Origin of the sequence: Haloarchaeobius litoreus (genome assembly GCF_024495425.1) — an archaeon.
In the GTDB taxonomy this organism is placed as follows: domain Archaea; phylum Halobacteriota; class Halobacteria; order Halobacteriales; family Natrialbaceae; genus Haloarchaeobius; species Haloarchaeobius litoreus.
Genome location: NZ_JANHJR010000003.1, coordinates 65,139 through 80,799, shown reverse-complemented (window position 1 = coordinate 80,799; position 15,661 = coordinate 65,139). Strand labels below are relative to the sequence as shown.

The 15,661-nt window shown below is 69.5% G+C and carries 20 protein-coding genes; 14 read left to right on the top strand and 6 right to left on the bottom strand.

Going from position 1 to position 15,661, the window contains the following annotated elements; genetic code table 11:
* Nucleotides 1-29 precede the first annotated feature (29 nt).
* The 6 genes from NOW55_RS12775 (at nt 30) to NOW55_RS12750 (ending at nt 4,841) form a co-directional block, all read left to right on the top strand.
* Complete coding sequence (locus tag NOW55_RS12775) at nt 30-1,589, top strand: methyl-accepting chemotaxis protein (protein WP_256400497.1); 1,560 nt, start codon at nt 30-32, stop codon at nt 1,587-1,589.
* A complete protein-coding gene (locus NOW55_RS12770) occupies nt 1,586-2,572 on the top strand; it encodes a 2Fe-2S iron-sulfur cluster-binding protein (RefSeq protein WP_256400496.1) in 987 nt (328 codons plus the stop codon). Before NOW55_RS12775 ends, NOW55_RS12770 begins: the two co-directional genes overlap by 4 nt.
* Nucleotides 2,569-3,222 (top strand): hypothetical protein, encoded by a 654-nt coding sequence (locus NOW55_RS12765; RefSeq protein ID WP_256400495.1) that lies wholly within the window; start codon nt 2,569-2,571, stop codon nt 3,220-3,222. The genes NOW55_RS12770 and NOW55_RS12765 overlap by 4 nt, the downstream gene beginning before the upstream one ends.
* Nucleotides 3,219-3,815 (top strand): plastocyanin/azurin family copper-binding protein, encoded by a 597-nt coding sequence (locus tag NOW55_RS20810; protein WP_256400494.1) that lies wholly within the window; start codon nt 3,219-3,221, stop codon nt 3,813-3,815. The genes NOW55_RS12765 and NOW55_RS20810 overlap by 4 nt, the downstream gene beginning before the upstream one ends.
* Before the next feature lie 11 nt (nt 3,816-3,826).
* Nucleotides 3,827-3,979, top strand: coding sequence for a hypothetical protein (locus NOW55_RS12755; protein WP_256400493.1), 153 nt, complete (start codon nt 3,827-3,829; stop codon nt 3,977-3,979).
* Nucleotides 3,980-4,109: 130 nt separating this feature from the next.
* Nucleotides 4,110-4,841, top strand: coding sequence for an NAD(P)H-binding protein (locus NOW55_RS12750; protein WP_256400492.1), 732 nt, complete (start codon nt 4,110-4,112; stop codon nt 4,839-4,841).
* Between the two features lie 131 nt (nt 4,842-4,972).
* Here the strand turns inward: NOW55_RS12750 and carA are convergent, their stop codons facing one another.
* Nucleotides 4,973-6,037 (bottom strand): glutamine-hydrolyzing carbamoyl-phosphate synthase small subunit, encoded by a 1,065-nt coding sequence (gene carA, locus NOW55_RS12745; RefSeq protein ID WP_256400491.1) that lies wholly within the window; start codon nt 6,035-6,037, stop codon nt 4,973-4,975.
* A gap of 104 nt (nt 6,038-6,141) precedes the next feature.
* Here carA and NOW55_RS12740 point away from each other — a divergent pair, with 104 nt between their 5' ends.
* Together NOW55_RS12740 and NOW55_RS12735 are read left to right on the top strand one after the other, a co-directional pair.
* On the top strand, nt 6,142-6,555 hold the full coding sequence (locus NOW55_RS12740) for an Lrp/AsnC family transcriptional regulator (RefSeq protein ID WP_256400490.1): 414 nt from the start codon (nt 6,142-6,144) through the stop codon (nt 6,553-6,555).
* Nucleotides 6,556-6,720: 165 nt separating this feature from the next.
* The gene (locus tag NOW55_RS12735; RefSeq protein ID WP_256400489.1) at nt 6,721-6,987 is read left to right on the top strand and encodes a hypothetical protein; all 267 of its coding nucleotides are present in this window, start codon (nt 6,721-6,723) and stop codon (nt 6,985-6,987) included.
* An 89-nt stretch (nt 6,988-7,076) separates the two neighbouring features.
* On the opposite strand, the gene NOW55_RS12730 is transcribed toward NOW55_RS12735, so the two are convergent.
* Nucleotides 7,077-7,724 carry a PHP-associated domain-containing protein gene (locus NOW55_RS12730; RefSeq protein ID WP_256400488.1) on the bottom strand — a complete coding sequence of 216 codons (648 nt, stop codon included), beginning with the start codon at nt 7,722-7,724 and terminating at the stop codon, nt 7,077-7,079.
* Between the two features lie 53 nt (nt 7,725-7,777).
* Between NOW55_RS12730 and NOW55_RS12725 the strand changes: the two genes are divergently transcribed.
* From NOW55_RS12725 to NOW55_RS12715, 3 genes are all read left to right on the top strand, one after another.
* Nucleotides 7,778-8,671, top strand: a complete 894-nt coding sequence (locus NOW55_RS12725; RefSeq protein WP_256400487.1) for a diacylglycerol/lipid kinase family protein — start codon at nt 7,778-7,780, stop codon at nt 8,669-8,671.
* 42 nt (nt 8,672-8,713) lie between these two features.
* Nucleotides 8,714-9,292, top strand: coding sequence for an NUDIX hydrolase (locus NOW55_RS12720; RefSeq protein WP_256400486.1), 579 nt, complete (start codon nt 8,714-8,716; stop codon nt 9,290-9,292).
* Between the two features lie 94 nt (nt 9,293-9,386).
* Complete coding sequence (locus tag NOW55_RS12715; protein ID WP_256400485.1) at nt 9,387-9,701, top strand: DUF7853 family protein; 315 nt, start codon at nt 9,387-9,389, stop codon at nt 9,699-9,701.
* Here NOW55_RS12715 and NOW55_RS12710 read toward each other — a convergent pair.
* The gene (locus NOW55_RS12710) at nt 9,698-10,024 is read right to left on the bottom strand and encodes a DUF7977 family protein (RefSeq protein WP_256400484.1); all 327 of its coding nucleotides are present in this window, start codon (nt 10,022-10,024) and stop codon (nt 9,698-9,700) included. The genes NOW55_RS12715 and NOW55_RS12710 overlap by 4 nt on opposite strands.
* Nucleotides 10,014-11,054 carry a zinc-binding dehydrogenase gene (locus NOW55_RS12705; protein WP_256400483.1) on the bottom strand — a complete coding sequence of 347 codons (1,041 nt, stop codon included), beginning with the start codon at nt 11,052-11,054 and terminating at the stop codon, nt 10,014-10,016. The genes NOW55_RS12710 and NOW55_RS12705 overlap by 11 nt, the downstream gene beginning before the upstream one ends.
* Nucleotides 11,055-11,143: 89 nt before the next feature.
* Here NOW55_RS12705 and NOW55_RS12700 point away from each other — a divergent pair, with 89 nt between their 5' ends.
* Complete coding sequence (locus NOW55_RS12700; RefSeq protein WP_256400482.1) at nt 11,144-11,704, top strand: MogA/MoaB family molybdenum cofactor biosynthesis protein; 561 nt, start codon at nt 11,144-11,146, stop codon at nt 11,702-11,704.
* 497 nt (nt 11,705-12,201) lie between these two features.
* On the opposite strand, the gene NOW55_RS12695 is transcribed toward NOW55_RS12700, so the two are convergent.
* Nucleotides 12,202-12,525, bottom strand: a complete 324-nt coding sequence (locus tag NOW55_RS12695; protein WP_256400481.1) for a DUF7126 family protein — start codon at nt 12,523-12,525, stop codon at nt 12,202-12,204.
* Between the two features lie 147 nt (nt 12,526-12,672).
* On the opposite strand from NOW55_RS12695, the gene NOW55_RS12690 reads away from it, so the two are divergent.
* Together NOW55_RS12690 and NOW55_RS12685 are read left to right on the top strand one after the other, a co-directional pair.
* On the top strand, nt 12,673-13,365 hold the full coding sequence (locus tag NOW55_RS12690; protein WP_256400480.1) for a phosphoribosyltransferase: 693 nt from the start codon (nt 12,673-12,675) through the stop codon (nt 13,363-13,365).
* A 108-nt stretch (nt 13,366-13,473) separates the two neighbouring features.
* Nucleotides 13,474-14,019, top strand: coding sequence for a YbhB/YbcL family Raf kinase inhibitor-like protein (locus NOW55_RS12685; RefSeq protein ID WP_256400479.1), 546 nt, complete (start codon nt 13,474-13,476; stop codon nt 14,017-14,019).
* Nucleotides 14,020-14,091: 72 nt separating this feature from the next.
* On the opposite strand, the gene NOW55_RS12680 is transcribed toward NOW55_RS12685, so the two are convergent.
* Entirely contained in the window at nt 14,092-15,537 is a 1,446-nt protein-coding gene (locus NOW55_RS12680) for an MATE family efflux transporter (protein ID WP_256400478.1), read from the bottom strand.
* Between the last annotated feature and the right edge of the window lie 124 nt (nt 15,538-15,661).

Genomic DNA, 15,661 nt, shown 5'->3' with positions numbered 1-15,661 from the left:
CACTTTTACCAATACGTTCAGGTACGCCCATGGTAACTGGGGTACTCGGAGGGGCGACCCGTCGGCTCCGTCGCGCAGTCGACCCGCGGGCGTCGCTGACGGGGAAGTTCGTGACAGCCGCGGTCGCGTCGACGGTCGTCGCGGTCGCCGTGGTGACGGTCGCGGTGTGGCAGGCGACCGTCCACCTCGCGACGACGTACGGGGAGGCACAGGCGATCTACCGCGGCGGCATCCTGGCGCTTGCCGTCGTGGTCTCGGGCAACGTCGTCGCGCTCGCACTCGTCGAGCGGTCGGTGGTTCGTGGGGTCAGGAGCCTCGACCGGGAGACGCGCCGGGTCGCGGAGACCGGACGGTTCGAGACCACCTTCGAGCCGACGCGCCGCGACGAGGTCGGCCAGCTGGCCTGGAGCGTCGCCGAGCTCCGCGACCAGCTCGCGTCGCAGGTCGACACCGTCGAGTCGCTGAACCGCGAGCTGGCGACGACGGCGACCGCACAGACCAGAACGCTGTCTGCGGCCCGTCGCGGCGACCTCACCGGCCGGATGGACGAGGAGACCGGCGTCCTGCAGTTCGACGCGCTCGCGACGAGCTTCAACGGGATGATGGAACAGATGGAGACGATGGTCGCCGAGGTCCGGTCGTTCTCGCAGTCCGTCGCCGACGCCGCCCGCGAGGCCGACGAGAACGCGACCACGGCCCGCGAGGGGACCGTCGAAGTGACCCAGGCGACCCAGTCCATCAGCGAGGGCGTCGACGGCCAGCACGCCCAGCTCGAGGAGACCGCCCGAGCGATGGCGGACCTCGTCGACCGCGTCGAGGCCGTCGCCGACCGCGCGGAGACCGTCGCCGAGAAATCGGAGGCGGCGGCCGCGGCGACCGACGAGGGTGCGGCCGCCGCGACCGACGCGCTGGACGCCGTCGGGACCATCGAGGAGCGGACGGCGTCGTCGGTCGACGAGATCGAGTCGCTCTCGCGGACCGTCGCGGACGTCTCCGACCTCGCGGACCGGGTGCGCGACCTCACCGAGCAGACCGAGCACCTCGCGATGAACACCGAGCTGGAGGCGAAGAAGACGAACGACGACGGCAGCATGAGCCACCTCGGCAGGCAGATACGGACGCTCTCGAACGACACCGAGGCGGCGGCAGCCGAGATAGAGGACGCGCTCCGGTCGGTCGAGGCCGACACCGAGTCGGCGCTCTCCGAGATCGAGCGCACGCAGGCCGCGGTCGAGCGCGGCACCGACACCATCGAATCGGCGCTGGGCGCGTTCGACGCCGTCGAGGAGGTGGTCGACGAGACCGCCGCCGACGCCGCCCGGATCGACGCGGCGACGGACGCCCAGACCGAGCGGGTCGCCGAGATGCGCTCGAACGTCGAGCGGGTCCGGGAGATCGGTGCCGAGACCGCGATGGAGGCCTCGCAGGTGGCGACGACCGCCGGCGAGCAGGAGACGGTCATCGGAGTCATCGAGCAGCGCGTCGACTGGCTCGCCGAGAGCGCCGGGAAGCTCGAACGGGCGCTGGAGCAGTTCACCGTCCGTTCGGCGGAGTCGAAGGCCGGGGCCCCGGTGGAGGGGCGTCGATGACCGGCGACGCCGGTCCGACGGCGGACGGCGACGCGGCCACGGGGCCGGGCGACGCGACCAGCGAGGGCAACGCTGGGACGGGCGGGGTCGGCTCCGACGACGAGTCGACCGATGCCGCCGTCGGTCCGTCGCCAGACCTCGGGCCAGCGGACGCGGTCCGCGCACAGCTCGACGCGCTCGCGGCGGCCGCGGTCGACGTCGCGGCGGCACGTGCCGACGGGGCGGTGCCGGCGAGCGTCCGGACGCTGTTCGACTTCTCGGCACCGGCCTACCGGACCGCACACGGCTCGCTCGACGGCTTCGCGACGACGCTGCTCGGTCCCATCTACGACCGGCTCCTCGGTGCGTACGCGGTCGAGCGCGGACCGACCGAGCGCGAGGGCGAGACGTTCACGCAGGCCGTCCTGGTCCGACATCCCGACGGCGAACGCACGTACGAGTTCACCGTCGCTCGACAGTCCGACGGCAAGTACGCGGGCTGCTGGATGACGACGGCCATCGACCTCGTCTACGACGGTCGGAGCCCGACGTTCCGGCGGACCCCGACGGTCAGGTTCGAGGACCGCGAGGTCACCTGCGAGGTCGGCGACCAGCTCCGCTCCGTGCTGCTCGCCGCCGAGGGCAACTCGCCGCACAACGACGTGACGCAGGTCGCCAACTGCGGCGGCAACGGCCTCTGTGGCACCTGTGCCGTCGCGGTCGACGGCGAGGTGAGCCAGGCGGAGTCTCGCGAGCGACGCCGGCTGGACCTGCCGCCGCACGACGAGGAGAGCGGGCTCCGGCTCGCCTGCCAGATCCGCGTGCAGGGCGACGTGACCGTCAGCAAGCATCGGGGCCTCTGGGGACAGCACGTCGAGGAGGTGGCCACGGACGACGGGTCCGAAGCCTCCGACGACGACCCGCCCGACCCGATTCCCGTCACCGACGCGGAGTACGCCGGTACCTACGACTACGTCGCGCTCGCCGGCGGTGACGCGCGATGATGGACACCGACGCGGCCCAGACCGACGAGGCGATGCGGGACGGGCTCGGCATCGACAGCCTGCTCGCCCTCGGCGGCGTGTTCGGGTTGCTCGGCTGGGGTCTGACCCAGCTCCTCGCGAACCGGCCCGGCTTCGCGCTCGACGCGGTCGGTGTCGAGGGCACCGTCGTCGTGGTCGGCCTCTGGGCGGCCGCGACGGTCGCGCTGGTCGGCCTCGGTCTGCTCGCCGGCGCGCGGACGGTGCGATACAGCCCGCTGCTGTGGCTGTGGGTCGTGCTCGTCGCTGCCGCACTCGCACTCGACGTGGCGGTCGTCTACGGCGTGGTGTCGTCGCCGGAGCTGGCGCGCACGCTGCTGTGGACGCCGTGGCCCGTCGTGCTCGCGCTCGGCTACCTCGTCACCGGCGTCGTCGCCACCCACCGGGCCCGGGCGGCGTACCTCGTCGGTAGCCTGGCCGCCGGGCTCGTACTGCTCGCGGCCGTGCTGTTCCCGCCGACGGTGCCGGGCTGGGCGTTCGCCGCGACCGGCGTCGTCCACGCCGTCCCGCTGCTGGTCGACGCCCGCCTCGGCGGCGGGACCGACGAGCAGCCGGTCGGGACGGGCTATGAGTTCCGCGACGTCCCGGCCGCGGGCACGGAGGAGGAGCCGTGAGCCGCGACGAGCGTGGCTCGACTGACGGTCGGGAGCGGAGCCGGCGCGACCTGCTCCGGACGACCGGGGCAGCCATCGCCGCGGCCGTCGGCACCGCGGGCTGTCTCTCGAACCCGTGGGGGCCGGCGCGGCGAGCCACGGACCGCGGGGCGGGAGGCGGCGGGACGAACGCGGACGCGACGACGTCGACATCCAGGGCGACAGCCGAGAACGACGCGACCACGACGGCCGAGACGGAGCCGACGGCGGCCGCGAGCGAGACGAGCGCCCCCGAAACGACCGGCCTGCCGCCCGTGGAGCGCGAGCCGGACCTCGTCGTCGAGGTCGCAGCGGACGGCTTCAGCTTCGCGCCGGAGACGTTCTCCGTCGCGGCTGGCGACACCGTCCACTGGGTGTGGCGGAGCTCCGGGCACAACGTCCGAATCCGCGAGAAGCCCGACGGCTCCGACTGGACCGGCACGCCGGGGACGGCCTCGGACACCTACGACGAGGGCTACCTGCACGCCCACACGTTCCGAGCGAGCGGGCGGTACGAGTACTTCTGTGCGCCCCACCAGACGCTCGGGCTGGAGGGCTCGTTCGACGTCGAGTAGACTGCTGACAGATGTCGGACCCGGGCGACGGCGACAGGGAGGCCGTCACGGACGGCGGCTACGAGGTAACGGGCTGGGGACCACGGACGCATCTCGACCGGTTCGCCGTGTTCGTCTACGGCGGCAGCGTCCGGCCGACGCTCGGGATACTCACGGCCGTGTGAAGACGCGTCGGAACCACCAGCGGGACCGCCGGTCTCCCCGCGGCGAGTTCGGCGACGAGTCCGGCCGTTGAGGAGGTGACCAACTGGTTGCGCGGAACGCTTTACTCACCCCGGCACGTAGGTTGTCACCGTGTCGCACGAATCGTACCGCGTGCTGGTCGCAGACGCCTCGACACCGGTCGGTCGGGCACTCGTGAACTACCTCGCGGACACCGACTACGTGGTGCGTGCGCTCGTCCCAGACCGTGGCGAGGAATCCCTCGCGCGCCAGGCCGGCGCGACCGAAGTCTGCATCGGGGACCTCACCACTGGACGTGGACTCGATGGTGCGGTCAGGGACGTCGACGCCGTCTGCTGTAGCGTCAGGGACGGCGGTCTCTCCCACGCCTTCGGGCGGCTCGACGTCGGCGTCGGGGTCCGGAACCTCGTCGACGCTGCGAGCGACGCCGACCGTCCGTACGTGGTTCTCCACTCGAAGATCGGTGTCGGCGACTCCGAGAGCGGCATGGTGCTGCCGGTCAGGCTGTTCAAGTACAGGATACTCGGCGCGCTCGACGCCACCGAGCGCTACCTTCGGGACTCCGGTGTCCCGCACACCATTCTGCGGACCGGGCGGACGACGGACGGAGAGGGAACCGAGTCCGTTGCGACGAGCGAGGGCGAGGACACCGTCGCCGGGCGCATCCCCCGGCCGGACCTCGCGTGGGTGATGGTCGCCGCGCTCACCACGCCCGAGGCACGGAACCGGACGTTCGAGGTCGCCGAGGTCGCCTCGCCGACCCACGAGGGCGTCGAGTTCGAGTGGCGTGGCCCCGAGGCCGGCCTCGTCGCGCGTCGGTCGGGCTACTCCATCCCGTCCTGACGGACTCTCCCGTCGCCGTTCGTCCCGTCGAGACAGGGAGTTCACACGCTGCGTAGACGCTGTGGCGAGACGATCGAGCCGGTGGCTCCCCGGCGAGCGCGAGAGAACGAGTGGGGACGCCTACGTCCCGCTCAGTCGGCGACGATGGTTCGCTTCGAGGCGGTCATCCCGAGCACGTCGTCGAAGAAGGAAAGCGAGTCGTGCGGGCCGGGGTTGGCCTCGGGGTGGTACTGGCGCGTGATGATGTCGAGGTCATCGCTGTCGAGGCCCTCGGGGGTGCCGTCGTTGACGTTGATCTGCGAGACCTCGAGGGCCTCGGGCGCGTCGGCGACGGTGTAGCCGTGGTTCTGGGTGGTCATGACGACGCGGCCGGAGGCCTCGTCGCGGACCGGCTGGTTGACGCCGCGGTGACCGAAGTCCATCTTCTCGGTCGTCCCACCGAGCGCGCGGGCGACGATCTGCTGGCCGAGACAGATGCCCGCGATGGGCACCTCGCCGACGTAGCTGTCGACGAGGTCGACGGCTGCGTCGAAGTTCTCCGGGTCGCCCGGGCCGTTCGAGATGAACAGGAGCTCCGGGTCGATTTCGGCCACGTCGTCGGCGGTGGCGTCGTAGGGGAGCACGTGGACGGTCGCGTCGCGCTCGACCAGCGAGTCGACGATGGAGCGCTTCGCGCCGCAGTCGACGAGTGCGACCGTCGCGCCGTCGCTGTCGGCGTTGTGCACGACGGGCTCGTCGACGGACACCTGTGCACCGATGTCGGTGTGGTCGCTCATCGGGACGCAGTCCGCGAGCTCGGCGAGCGCATCCTCGGGGGTCACGTCGTCGCCGACGGCGATGCCACAGGCCATCGCACCCTCCTCGCGGATGTCGGTGACGAGGTCGCGGGTGTCGATGTGGTCGACCGCCGGGACGCCCTCCTCGGTGAGCCACTCCGCCACGTCGTCGGTCATCTCGCGGGTGACGGCGGCGCGGGGGTGGACCCGGTCGGACTCGAAGCGCTCGGACCGCACGCCGTAGTTCCCGATGAGCGGGTACGCGAAGGTGAGTATCTGTTCCTCGTACGACGGGTCCGTGAGGCTCTCCTCGTATCCCGTGTACGCCGTCGTGAAAACCAGTTCGCCGGTTGCTGTGCCTGGCGCACGACCACGTGCCTCGACCACGTGGCCGCCCTCCAGTGCTACGTAGGCGTCCATCGTTACGAAGTACGTATGATGCCACGTCAATAAACCTTGCTTTCGAAGCGTCGTTACGAATTTCGTAATCGTCAAGTGGGCCCCGGTGGTAGGTGACCACCTCCATGGACGAACTCGACCGCGAGATACTGAACATCCTCCGGCGGGACGCCCGGACGCCCTACACCGAGATCGCCGAGGAGGTCGGCACGAGCGAGGGGACGGTCCGCAACCGGGTCGAACGGATGACCGGCGACGACGTGATCGAACGGTTCACCGTCGCCACGCGCACGGGGAACGTCAAGGCGATGATCGAGATCGGCGTCGCGATGGACGTCGAGACGACCCAGATCTCCGAGCGGATGGCCGACTGGACCGAGGTGGACTTCGTCTGGCAGGTCTCCGGGGAGGAGGACGTCGTGCTCGTGGTCGACTGCGCCGACACCCAGGGTGTGAACGACCTCATCACGCAGGCCCGCGAGATGGAGGAGGTCGTCTCTACGAAGACCCGACTCATCCTCGACGAACGGCTCGGCTGAGGTAGTAACGGCTGGTTGCCACGCGGTATGCAACCATTACGCCCCCCGGGTGTCTATCGATTCCGCCGATACCGACGGCCACAAACACTTTATACCGCGGTGGTTCTGGTAGGTAACCAACAGATAACTATATCTGGTAACCAACGGAAACGCTAACTGGTTCACATGGCCACCCCCAGCAAACGGTTCGGTGAGGACGACGTCAAACTGGAGGCGAGCGTCGACACGGGCGCGGCGTTCGTGATGATGATGCTCGCCCAGATGGTGTTGCTGTTCACGTTCTGGATCACGCTCTGGCCGACCGCGTTCGGCATCCCGCAGGACGTCCGACTGGTGACTGCCATCGGCGGCTTCTTCAGTGGCGCTGCCGTGCTCGGGCTGTACGGCGGTATCAAGTCGCTGATGGCACAGACGGTCGAATCCGAGGTTTGAACGGCACGAGATAGGGGTTGGGTGGTCATCCCAGGGGAACGGGCTGCGGTACCGGCGTGCGGCGGTGCAGGTGGCGGTGAGTAGAGTCGTCAGTGGCCTTTTCCGCGGTGTACCACGTCGTACAGCGGTGCGAGCGCCCGGTCGAGCCGCGTCGGCGCAGTCCGAACCGAGACGCGCCCGTCACGGATCGCGTCGACGACCGCCGCTGCCGTCGGTTCCGGCGCGTCGACGACGGTGTGGGCGCGCCCGACCTCGAACGGGAAGTGCGCGTCGCTCCCACCGACCAGCGGGAGGTCGCGCCGACTCGCGATTCGCTCCACGCGGGTGCGGCGTTCGAGATGCTTCCCGTTGAGTTCGACCGCGTCGAACGGTGCATCCACCTTGCGGAGGTCGCTGTTCCGGAACGGATGTGCCATGATGGCCGCGCAGTCCCGGTCGTGGGCCAGCTCCACCGCCTCGGTCGGCGAGAGCTCGCCGGGGACCGTCCGTCGTGGCGGGTCCGGACCGACGACGAGGAGGTGGCCGCCGCTCGTGGAGATCTCGATGCCCGGGAGCAGCACCGGGTCCGCGGCGACGAACGGCGTGTAGTAGTCGTGGTTGGTCAGCGCGAGCGCGTCGAGCCCTCGCCAGCGGGCCACTGCCGCGAGTGCCCGGACCCCCATCGGGTCGAACCGGTCGCCGAGGCGCTGCCGGCCGTGGAAGAATCGCGTGTGGGTGTGCAGGTCGAGGGCGAACACGACTCGCCAGTCACGGGCCAAGGCCTTTGTCGTTGCGTCACCACCAGCGACCGATGACCGACTCAGTACTCCTGTTGAACCCGAAGAGCGCCGGCGGTCGACACACCGACAGAACGCAACGGCTGGCGGCCACGGCGGGCTTCGAGGTGCGCGAGTCGACGGCGCGCGGCGAGACGTACGACCTGGCGCGGGCCGCCGCGGGGGAGGGCATCGCGACCATCGCGGCCGGCGGCGGCGACGGCACGCTCAACGAGGTCGTCGCCGGCATCGACGACGCGGGCGCGCTCGCGGAGACGACCGTCGGCGTCGTCCCGGCGGGGACCGGGAACAACTTCGCGGCGCGGGTCGGCATCCGGGGTCTCGAGCACGCCTTCGACGTGCTGGACACCGGTCGCCGTCGCCGCATCGACCTCGGCGACGCGAACGGCCGGCGGTTCGTCAACTCCTGTGTCGGCGGGTTGACCGCCGACGCCAGCGTCAGCACGACGCCGGAGCTCAAGAGGAGGTGGGGGGCGCTCGCGTACGTCATCGCCACGCTCCGCGAGTACCGCACCTTCGAGGGCATCGACGTCGAGATCCGCGACGACGAGGGCGCGGACGTGTGGACCGGGTCCGCCATCGGCATCCTCGTCGGCAACGGTCGGCGGTTCGTCGGTGAACCCGGCACCCAGGCAAACATGGAGGACGGCCTGCTCAACGTAGTCCTCATCGAGTCGAAACCCGCGTACTCGCTGGCGACCGAGGAGGCGGTCAGCCGGTTCCTCCGCCGGGACGCCGACCACCTGACGCGGGTGCTCGCGCCGCGACTGCACCTCTCGGTCCACGGCGACGAGCCGGCCGGCTTCAGCCTCGACGGCGAGCGCCTCGCCACCGACGAACTCACCGTCGAGTCCCGGCCACGCTGTCTGGAACTCCCGGTCGGTGAACGGTATCGCCCCGAGCCGTGACGAGTCGAAGTCCATTTTAGCAGGGTGCTCGATTGTTGAGCCATGAGTACGTCTGACCCGTCCGACGGCGCGGCCGAGGACCTCCCGCACAAGAACGCGGGGCAGGAGGTCATCGCGGTCGACCCGGACGACAACGAACAGGGACTCGTCAACCGGCTGGATGCCCACACCGGTGAGGGCATCCGCCACCGGGCGTTCACCTCGCTCGTGTTCGACGAGGACGAGAACATCCTGCTCGCACAGCGCGCCGCCGACAAGCGTCTCTGGGGCACCTGGTGGGACGGCACGGTCGCCTCGCATCCCGTCGAGGGCCAGAGTCAGGAGGAAGCGACCCGCGAGCGCCTCGAGGAGGAACTCGGCATCACGCCCGACCAGTACGACAACCTCCAGCTCACGGACCGCTTCGAGTACAAGCGCTACTTCGAGAACGCCGGCGTCGAGCACGAGGTCTGTGCCGTGCTGAAGCTCACGCTCACCGACACCACGCTCGACCCCGACCCGGCGGAGGTCGAGGGCCTGATGTGGGCCCCCTACGAGCACCTCCACGACAACCCCGAGTTCTACCGTCAGCTCCGCCTCTGTCCCTGGTTCGAGATCGCGATGCGCCGCGATTTCGACTGAGGGTCCGGGCTGGCCCGTGGAGAGTATGTGTTAACACGTAGCAAGGATTATGTCGCGGTGGGTCGTAGCATAGCCTGGAGGCGGTCATCCACAGATGTCGTCAGCACGAAATCCACCGAAATCGACCGGCTTGACGCTCTCGCGTGGCGAACTGTGGCTCGTCCACCACGTGATGGTCGAGCGACTGACGGGGCACGACGAGGACGACCCACAGCCCTGGTGGGCCCTCAACATCGCCCGGAAACTCGAGGCCGGCGAGCCGACACTGACGACGTTCGAGGCGTGGCGACTGCGGCGTGACCTGCTCGACTACGCGGAGCGGGACGGGACGCCGGTGTCGGACGTGGCCCAGGCGCAGGCGATCGTCGACCAGCTGGAGTCAACGTTCGGCCGGGTCCCCCTGAGCTAGGGCCGCGTCGTCCCCCAGACCGCGACGAGTCCGAGCAACAGCGCCGGCAGCATCGGGAACGCGAGCAGCGCGACCCAGTACGGCAGCGACGGCGGCCGGTAGAGGATGACCACCGGCATCACGAGGAAGGAGAAGGCGACCACGGCGACGACCACCCAGCCGCGCCAGTTCCACTCCCGGTCGACGGCCTCGGGGTGGGTACCCTCGGCCGGTCGGTGGACGTAGCCCTCGCTGTCGTCGTCGGCCGTCTCGGTACCCCCGTCGATGGTGGGCGTCCCGCTCTCCCCGGCCCCCTTCTCCGGCGATTCGGCGTCAGAGCTCACTGTCCGGAATTACGACCACCTTCCCAAAGCCCTCACGGTTCTCCAGTAGCTCGTGGGCGCGGCCCGTCTCGCTCATCGGCAGCGTCTCGCGGATGCGCGGCTCGAACGTGCCGTCCCAGACGAGTTCGAGGACCGTCTCGGCCTCGCCGGGGGTCGCCATCGTCGAGCCGATGATCTGGAGCTGGCTCCAGAACACCCGGTTGACGTTCGTCTCGGCGTACGGGCCGGTCGTCGCGCCGCAGGTGAGCAGGCGGCCGCCGGGCGCGAGGCACTTCAGCGAGTCCTCCCACGTCTCCTCGCCGATGTGGTCGACGACCACGTCGACGCCCCGCCCGTCGGTCGTCTCGCGAATCCACGACGCGAAGCGCTCCTCCTCGTAGTTGCAGACGTGGTCCGCACCGCAGTCGCGGGCGTACTCCAGCTTCTCCTCGCTGCTCGCGGTGGCGTACACCTCCGCCCCTGCGTAGTCCGCTATCTGGACCGCCGCGTGGCCGACCCCGCCCGAGGCACCGAGCACCAGCACGGACTCGCCGGCGGTCACGTCGCCGCGCGAGACGAGCATCCGCCAGGCGGTGCCGAAGACGAGCGGTGCGGCCGCCGCCGTCTCCCAGGACACGTCTTCCGGCACCGGAACCAGGTTCTCGGCGGGCAGGGTGGCGTACTCGCTGTGGACGCCGGGGAGGTGCTCGCCGATGACCTTGAAGCTCCGCGAGAGCGTCGGGTCGCCCTTCCGGGTGAACTCGTCGTCGTCGGTCGCGGTTCCGGACCAGACCGCGACGTGGTCGCCCGGTTCGAAGCGCGACACGTCCGCGCCGACGGCCTCGACGACGCCCGCAGCGTCGCTTCCGGGGATGTGTGGCATCTCCAGGTCGAGGCCGGGGAGCCCTCGCCGGGTCCACACGTCGAGGTGGTTGAGCGCGCCGGCCTTCACGTCGACCAGCACCTCGTCGTCGTCGGGCTCCGGTGTCGGGTAGTCGTCGTACTCGATGACGTCGGCGTCGCCGTGCTCGGAGAACTGGACCGCTTTCATGCGCAAGGCGACTCGCGGCGCTGGCAAAAGCGTGCCGACGCGGGCAACCCGGACAAGAGCTATGCCGTCGCCGCCGGAACCCGTCGGACATGAGCGAGCACGCCGATGACGGACGCGACGCCGATGACGGACGCGACCCCCATTCGGACCACGGACACCACCAGCACGACGACCACCACCTCGAGGTCGCGGTCCTCACGGTGTCGAGTACGCGCACGCTGGACGACGACTCCTCGGGCGACCGCATCGAGACGCTCCTCACCGACGAGGGCCACGAGGTCACCGTCCGCGAGCTCATACCCGACGAGTACGACAGCGTGCAGGGGACGGTCGACCGGCTCGTCGACCGCGACGACGTGGACCTCGTCGTCACGACCGGCGGGACGGGCGTCACGCCCGACGACGTGACCGTCGAGGCCGTCGGACCGTTGCTCGACAAGGAGCTCCCCGGTTTCGGCGAGCTGTTCCGACGGCTCTCCTACGAGGAGATCGGCACCCGGACCATCGCCACACGGGCGATGGCCGGCATCGACAAGGGCGTGCTCGTCTGCTGTCTGCCGGGGAGCGAGGCCGCGGTCCAGCTCGGTGTCGCGGAGCTCGTCGTGCCCCAGGCCCCACATCTGGTCGGGCTGGCACGTCGCGAGGACTGAGCCGACGGCTGGCGGGTGTTCGGGTCGTCGAAAGGGAAGGGGGAGTGATGCTGGATGATATCCAGTACCGGGAGACCACGCCTGTCAGGGAACGAGGGAGTGACCCTCTGACACCGACCTATCTGTGTCCTCGTGGTCTCCACCCGATGGGAGTGCACCTATCTACTTGAACCGGTACAACCGTACAGACGATTTAGCGGTTCTGAACGGTCTTGAACAGTCGTGCGTTCGTCTCGTCGCTGGAGAACGTGCGACTGTATCGCACACGGTACGACGACCGAAATCGGTCGAATCCCGGACCTTCGAGCCGTCTCCCTGTCGAAACCGTTGTACTCTGTGCGCGACGCCCCCGTCGAGTGAAACGTGTCGTCGTGCACCACACCGTCTCGCGCGCGGTCCAGTCGGCCAGTCACTGCGTCCACGACGACCAGTGCCGTCGTCCCTGCCGGCCCGGCCGCGCCGGTCACGACTGGGACGGACCAGAGCACAACAGCTCGTTACTGGCCAGCCAGCTCCTCGGCGACCGTCGCCGGATCGAGCAGCGCCGGATCCACCGCCAGGTCGGCCTGGCCGCTGACGAACTCCGGCAGCGAGTCGTCGGAGTAGACGACGACCCGCACGTCCGGGTTCAGGTCCTTCGCGACCGGGATGCCGGTCGCCTGCCCCACGTCGGTCAGGACGAACAGCTCCGCGTCGACGATTCCGGCCTCCTCCAGCCCGGGGCGGTTCGCGACGCCGTCGACGACGTGGACCGTGAACCCGACTGCCTCCAGCTCGCGTACCAACTCGTGCTCGTCGTGTCCAGCGAAGATCGCGTGCATCACGTGGACGAACGAGGGGGGAGGCTTTGTGCCTTTCCCGTCCGAGCCGCGGTTCGCTACCTGCGACCTCGCTCGAGCGCCACCGACGGACACGGACACTCGCGGAACCTGAAAACGGTTAAGTGCCGACACGCGCGAGTCCCGGGTATGAGCGACCTCCCGGAGGATTTCAACTGCACCATCACGAACTGGGAGTACATCTACGGCCTCTGTCGGGACGTCAGCGAGGACGTCAAGGAGGACTCCTTCGAGCCGGACGTCATCGTCGCACTCGCCCGTGGGGGCTGGTTCGCGGGGCGGTGTATCTGTGACTTCCTCGGGATGGACGACCTGACGAGCCTGAAGATGGAGCACTACGTCGGCACCGCCCAGAAGGCCGACGAGCCGCAGGTCCGGTACCCGATGCCGGAGGGCAGCGTCGAGGGCAAGGACGTCCTCATCATCGACGACATCGCGGACACCGGCGGGAGCATCCGTCGCGCCGAGGAGTACGTCGAGGAGCGCAACGCGGGCACGGTGAAGACGGCGACGCTCCAGCTGCTCCAGACCAGCGAGTTCGAGCCGGACTACGTCGGCGAGCGGCTGGAGGAGTGGGCGTGGATGGTGTACCCGTGGAACTTCATCGAGGACATGATCGACATCATCTCCGGGCTGATGGAGCGCCACGAGCAGTCGTCGTTCCAGAAGGCGGACATCCGGCACTTCCTCGCTGAGGACCACGACCTCCAGCGCATCGAGATGGAGATCGCCCAGCCGAACCGCATGAGCGAGGTGCTCTCCGAGATGGAGCGCCGCGACATCGTGGCGTCGACCGACGAGGGCGGCTGGACGCTGACCTGAGTCGACTCGGCTGACTGGGAGTTCGGCGCGCACCGACCTGGCGGTAATATTTAGCTCTGGTTCTATCCGTACAAAGATATTTGTTGTGGGGTCGTGAAATCGCGGTGGATGATAGCAGACCTGACCGCAGCGCTGGAGGACGCAGCACCGCTCACGGTGACCAGTCCGGACTTCGAGGACGGGGAGCGACTCCCCGACTGGACCGGGTTCGTAAACGAGAACGAGCGCCCCGAACTCCGGATCGAGGGCGTACCCGACGCGGCCGAGTCGCTGCTCGTGACCATGGTCCATCCCGAGGCGGCCGACGTGGTCGACCACGGGTGGGTGCACTGGCAGGCCTGGGGTGTGGATCCAGAGACGACCGTCCTCCCGCGAGGTGAACCGCTCGACGGAGCGACCGAGGGGTACAACGACTTCCTGCGGCAGGGGTGGGGTGGCCCGTCACCGCCGCCGGAGCAGGTCGAGACCTACCGGTTCAGGGTGTACGCGCTCGACATCGACCTCGACCTCCCGCCGGCGACGCGTCGTGCTCGCGTGGCGTCCACCGTCGGCCTGGAGGGGTCGGTGCTGGCCGCGGGGGAGCTGACCGGGGAGTACGGCGCGGACCAGGGTACCGTGTTCGTGACGGAGGGTCCGAGGGGCCTGCGACCCTGACCGACGGACGAGACGACCGGTCGACGGTCGGTGGCCGACCCTGACCGGGTGACCGACGGTCGCCCTGCGTTGTCAGTCCGCACCGCTCTCGCTCACGCCGTCGGCGACCACCGGCTCCCGTTCCCGGCCATCGTCGACGAGACCGGTCTTCCACGTCCCGCGGGTGAACCAGAGCATCGCGGCGATAGCGCCGACCACGTCGCCGAGTGCGACGGCCGCGAAGACGCCCGTGGCGTCCCAGCCGAGGACGAACACGAGCACGTACGTCGTCGGGACGCGCACGAGCCAGAGCGCGACCACCGAGAACACCAGCGCGGTCTTCGTGTCGCCGGAGCCGCGGAACGCACCGAGGAACACGGGGAACAAGCCCATGAACACGAACGCGGGGGCGGCGATGCGGAGGTACTCCGCCCCGTAGACCAGCGTCTCGGCGGCCTGTGCGGTGTCGGCCGTGAGGAGCGGGCGCAGCACCAGCGTCGGCACCGCGAAGATGACGAGTGCGACGACGAACAGGCTGACCGCGGCGAACTTCGCGGCGAGCCAGGTCGCGCGCTCGGCGCGCTCCGGTTTCTCCGCGCCGAGGTTCTGGCCGACGACGGTGTTCGTCGCCTGTCCGAGCCCCATCGCGGGGAGGAACACCAGCGAGATGACGCGGTTGCCCAGCCCGTACGCGGTGACGACCGCGGGCGGGAACGTCGCGACCATCCCGGTCAGCGCGATGAGCGCGAGCGAGGTCATCGACTGCTCGGCCGCGGAGGGGACGCCGATGCGGACGATGTCCCGGATGGTCCCGAGGTCGGGTACGAGGTCGGACGCGCCCACGTCCGGCCCGGCGTCCGTCCAAAACAGCAAGTAGAGGCCGAGCAGCGTGGCGACGCCGCGGGAGAACACGGTCGCCAGTGCCGCGCCCTCGATGCCGAGTTCTGGGAACGGGCCGACGCCGAAGATGACCAGCGGGTCGAGCACGACGTTCAGCGCGACGGAGACGAGCATGATGCGCAGCGGCGTGCGGGTGTTGCCGTAGCCCCGGAGCAGCGAGACGAAGACGAAGAAGCCGAACAGGAACGGCATCCCGAGGAAGAAGATCCGCATGTAGTCCGCGGCGAGCGGGACGATGACGCGCTGGGTCTCGGGGTCCGCCGGCAGCACGGCGAGCATCGGGTCCGTCAGGACGTAGCCCACGGCGCCGATGACGACCGAGAGCACGCCGACGAAGCCGACGGTCTGGCCCGCGACGAGGCTCGCCGAGCCGTCGCTGTCCGCCCCGGTGTACTGCGCGACGAGGATGGCACCGGCGGCCGTGAACCCGCCTCCGACGGCGATGAGGAAGAAGATGAGCGGGAACGCGAGGCTCAACGCCCCGACGGCGTTCGAGGAGTACGCGCCCAGCCACGCCGTGTCGGCGAGGTTGTAGGTGACCTGCAGCAGCTGGATGGCCACCAGTGGCCACGCCAGCCGGAGCATCGGCCGGGCGAGCTCCCCCTCGGTGAGCTTCGTGTTCGTGTGCGATTCGACCATTACGAATCGAAACGTTCCGCAGTCGTATCAATGCGAGTAGTGGTCGATAGCACGTGACACGGGTGCGGAGTACACGGTTCGTGGCCGCCGTCGACACACATTTCATTCCCCGGCTCTCAAGGCG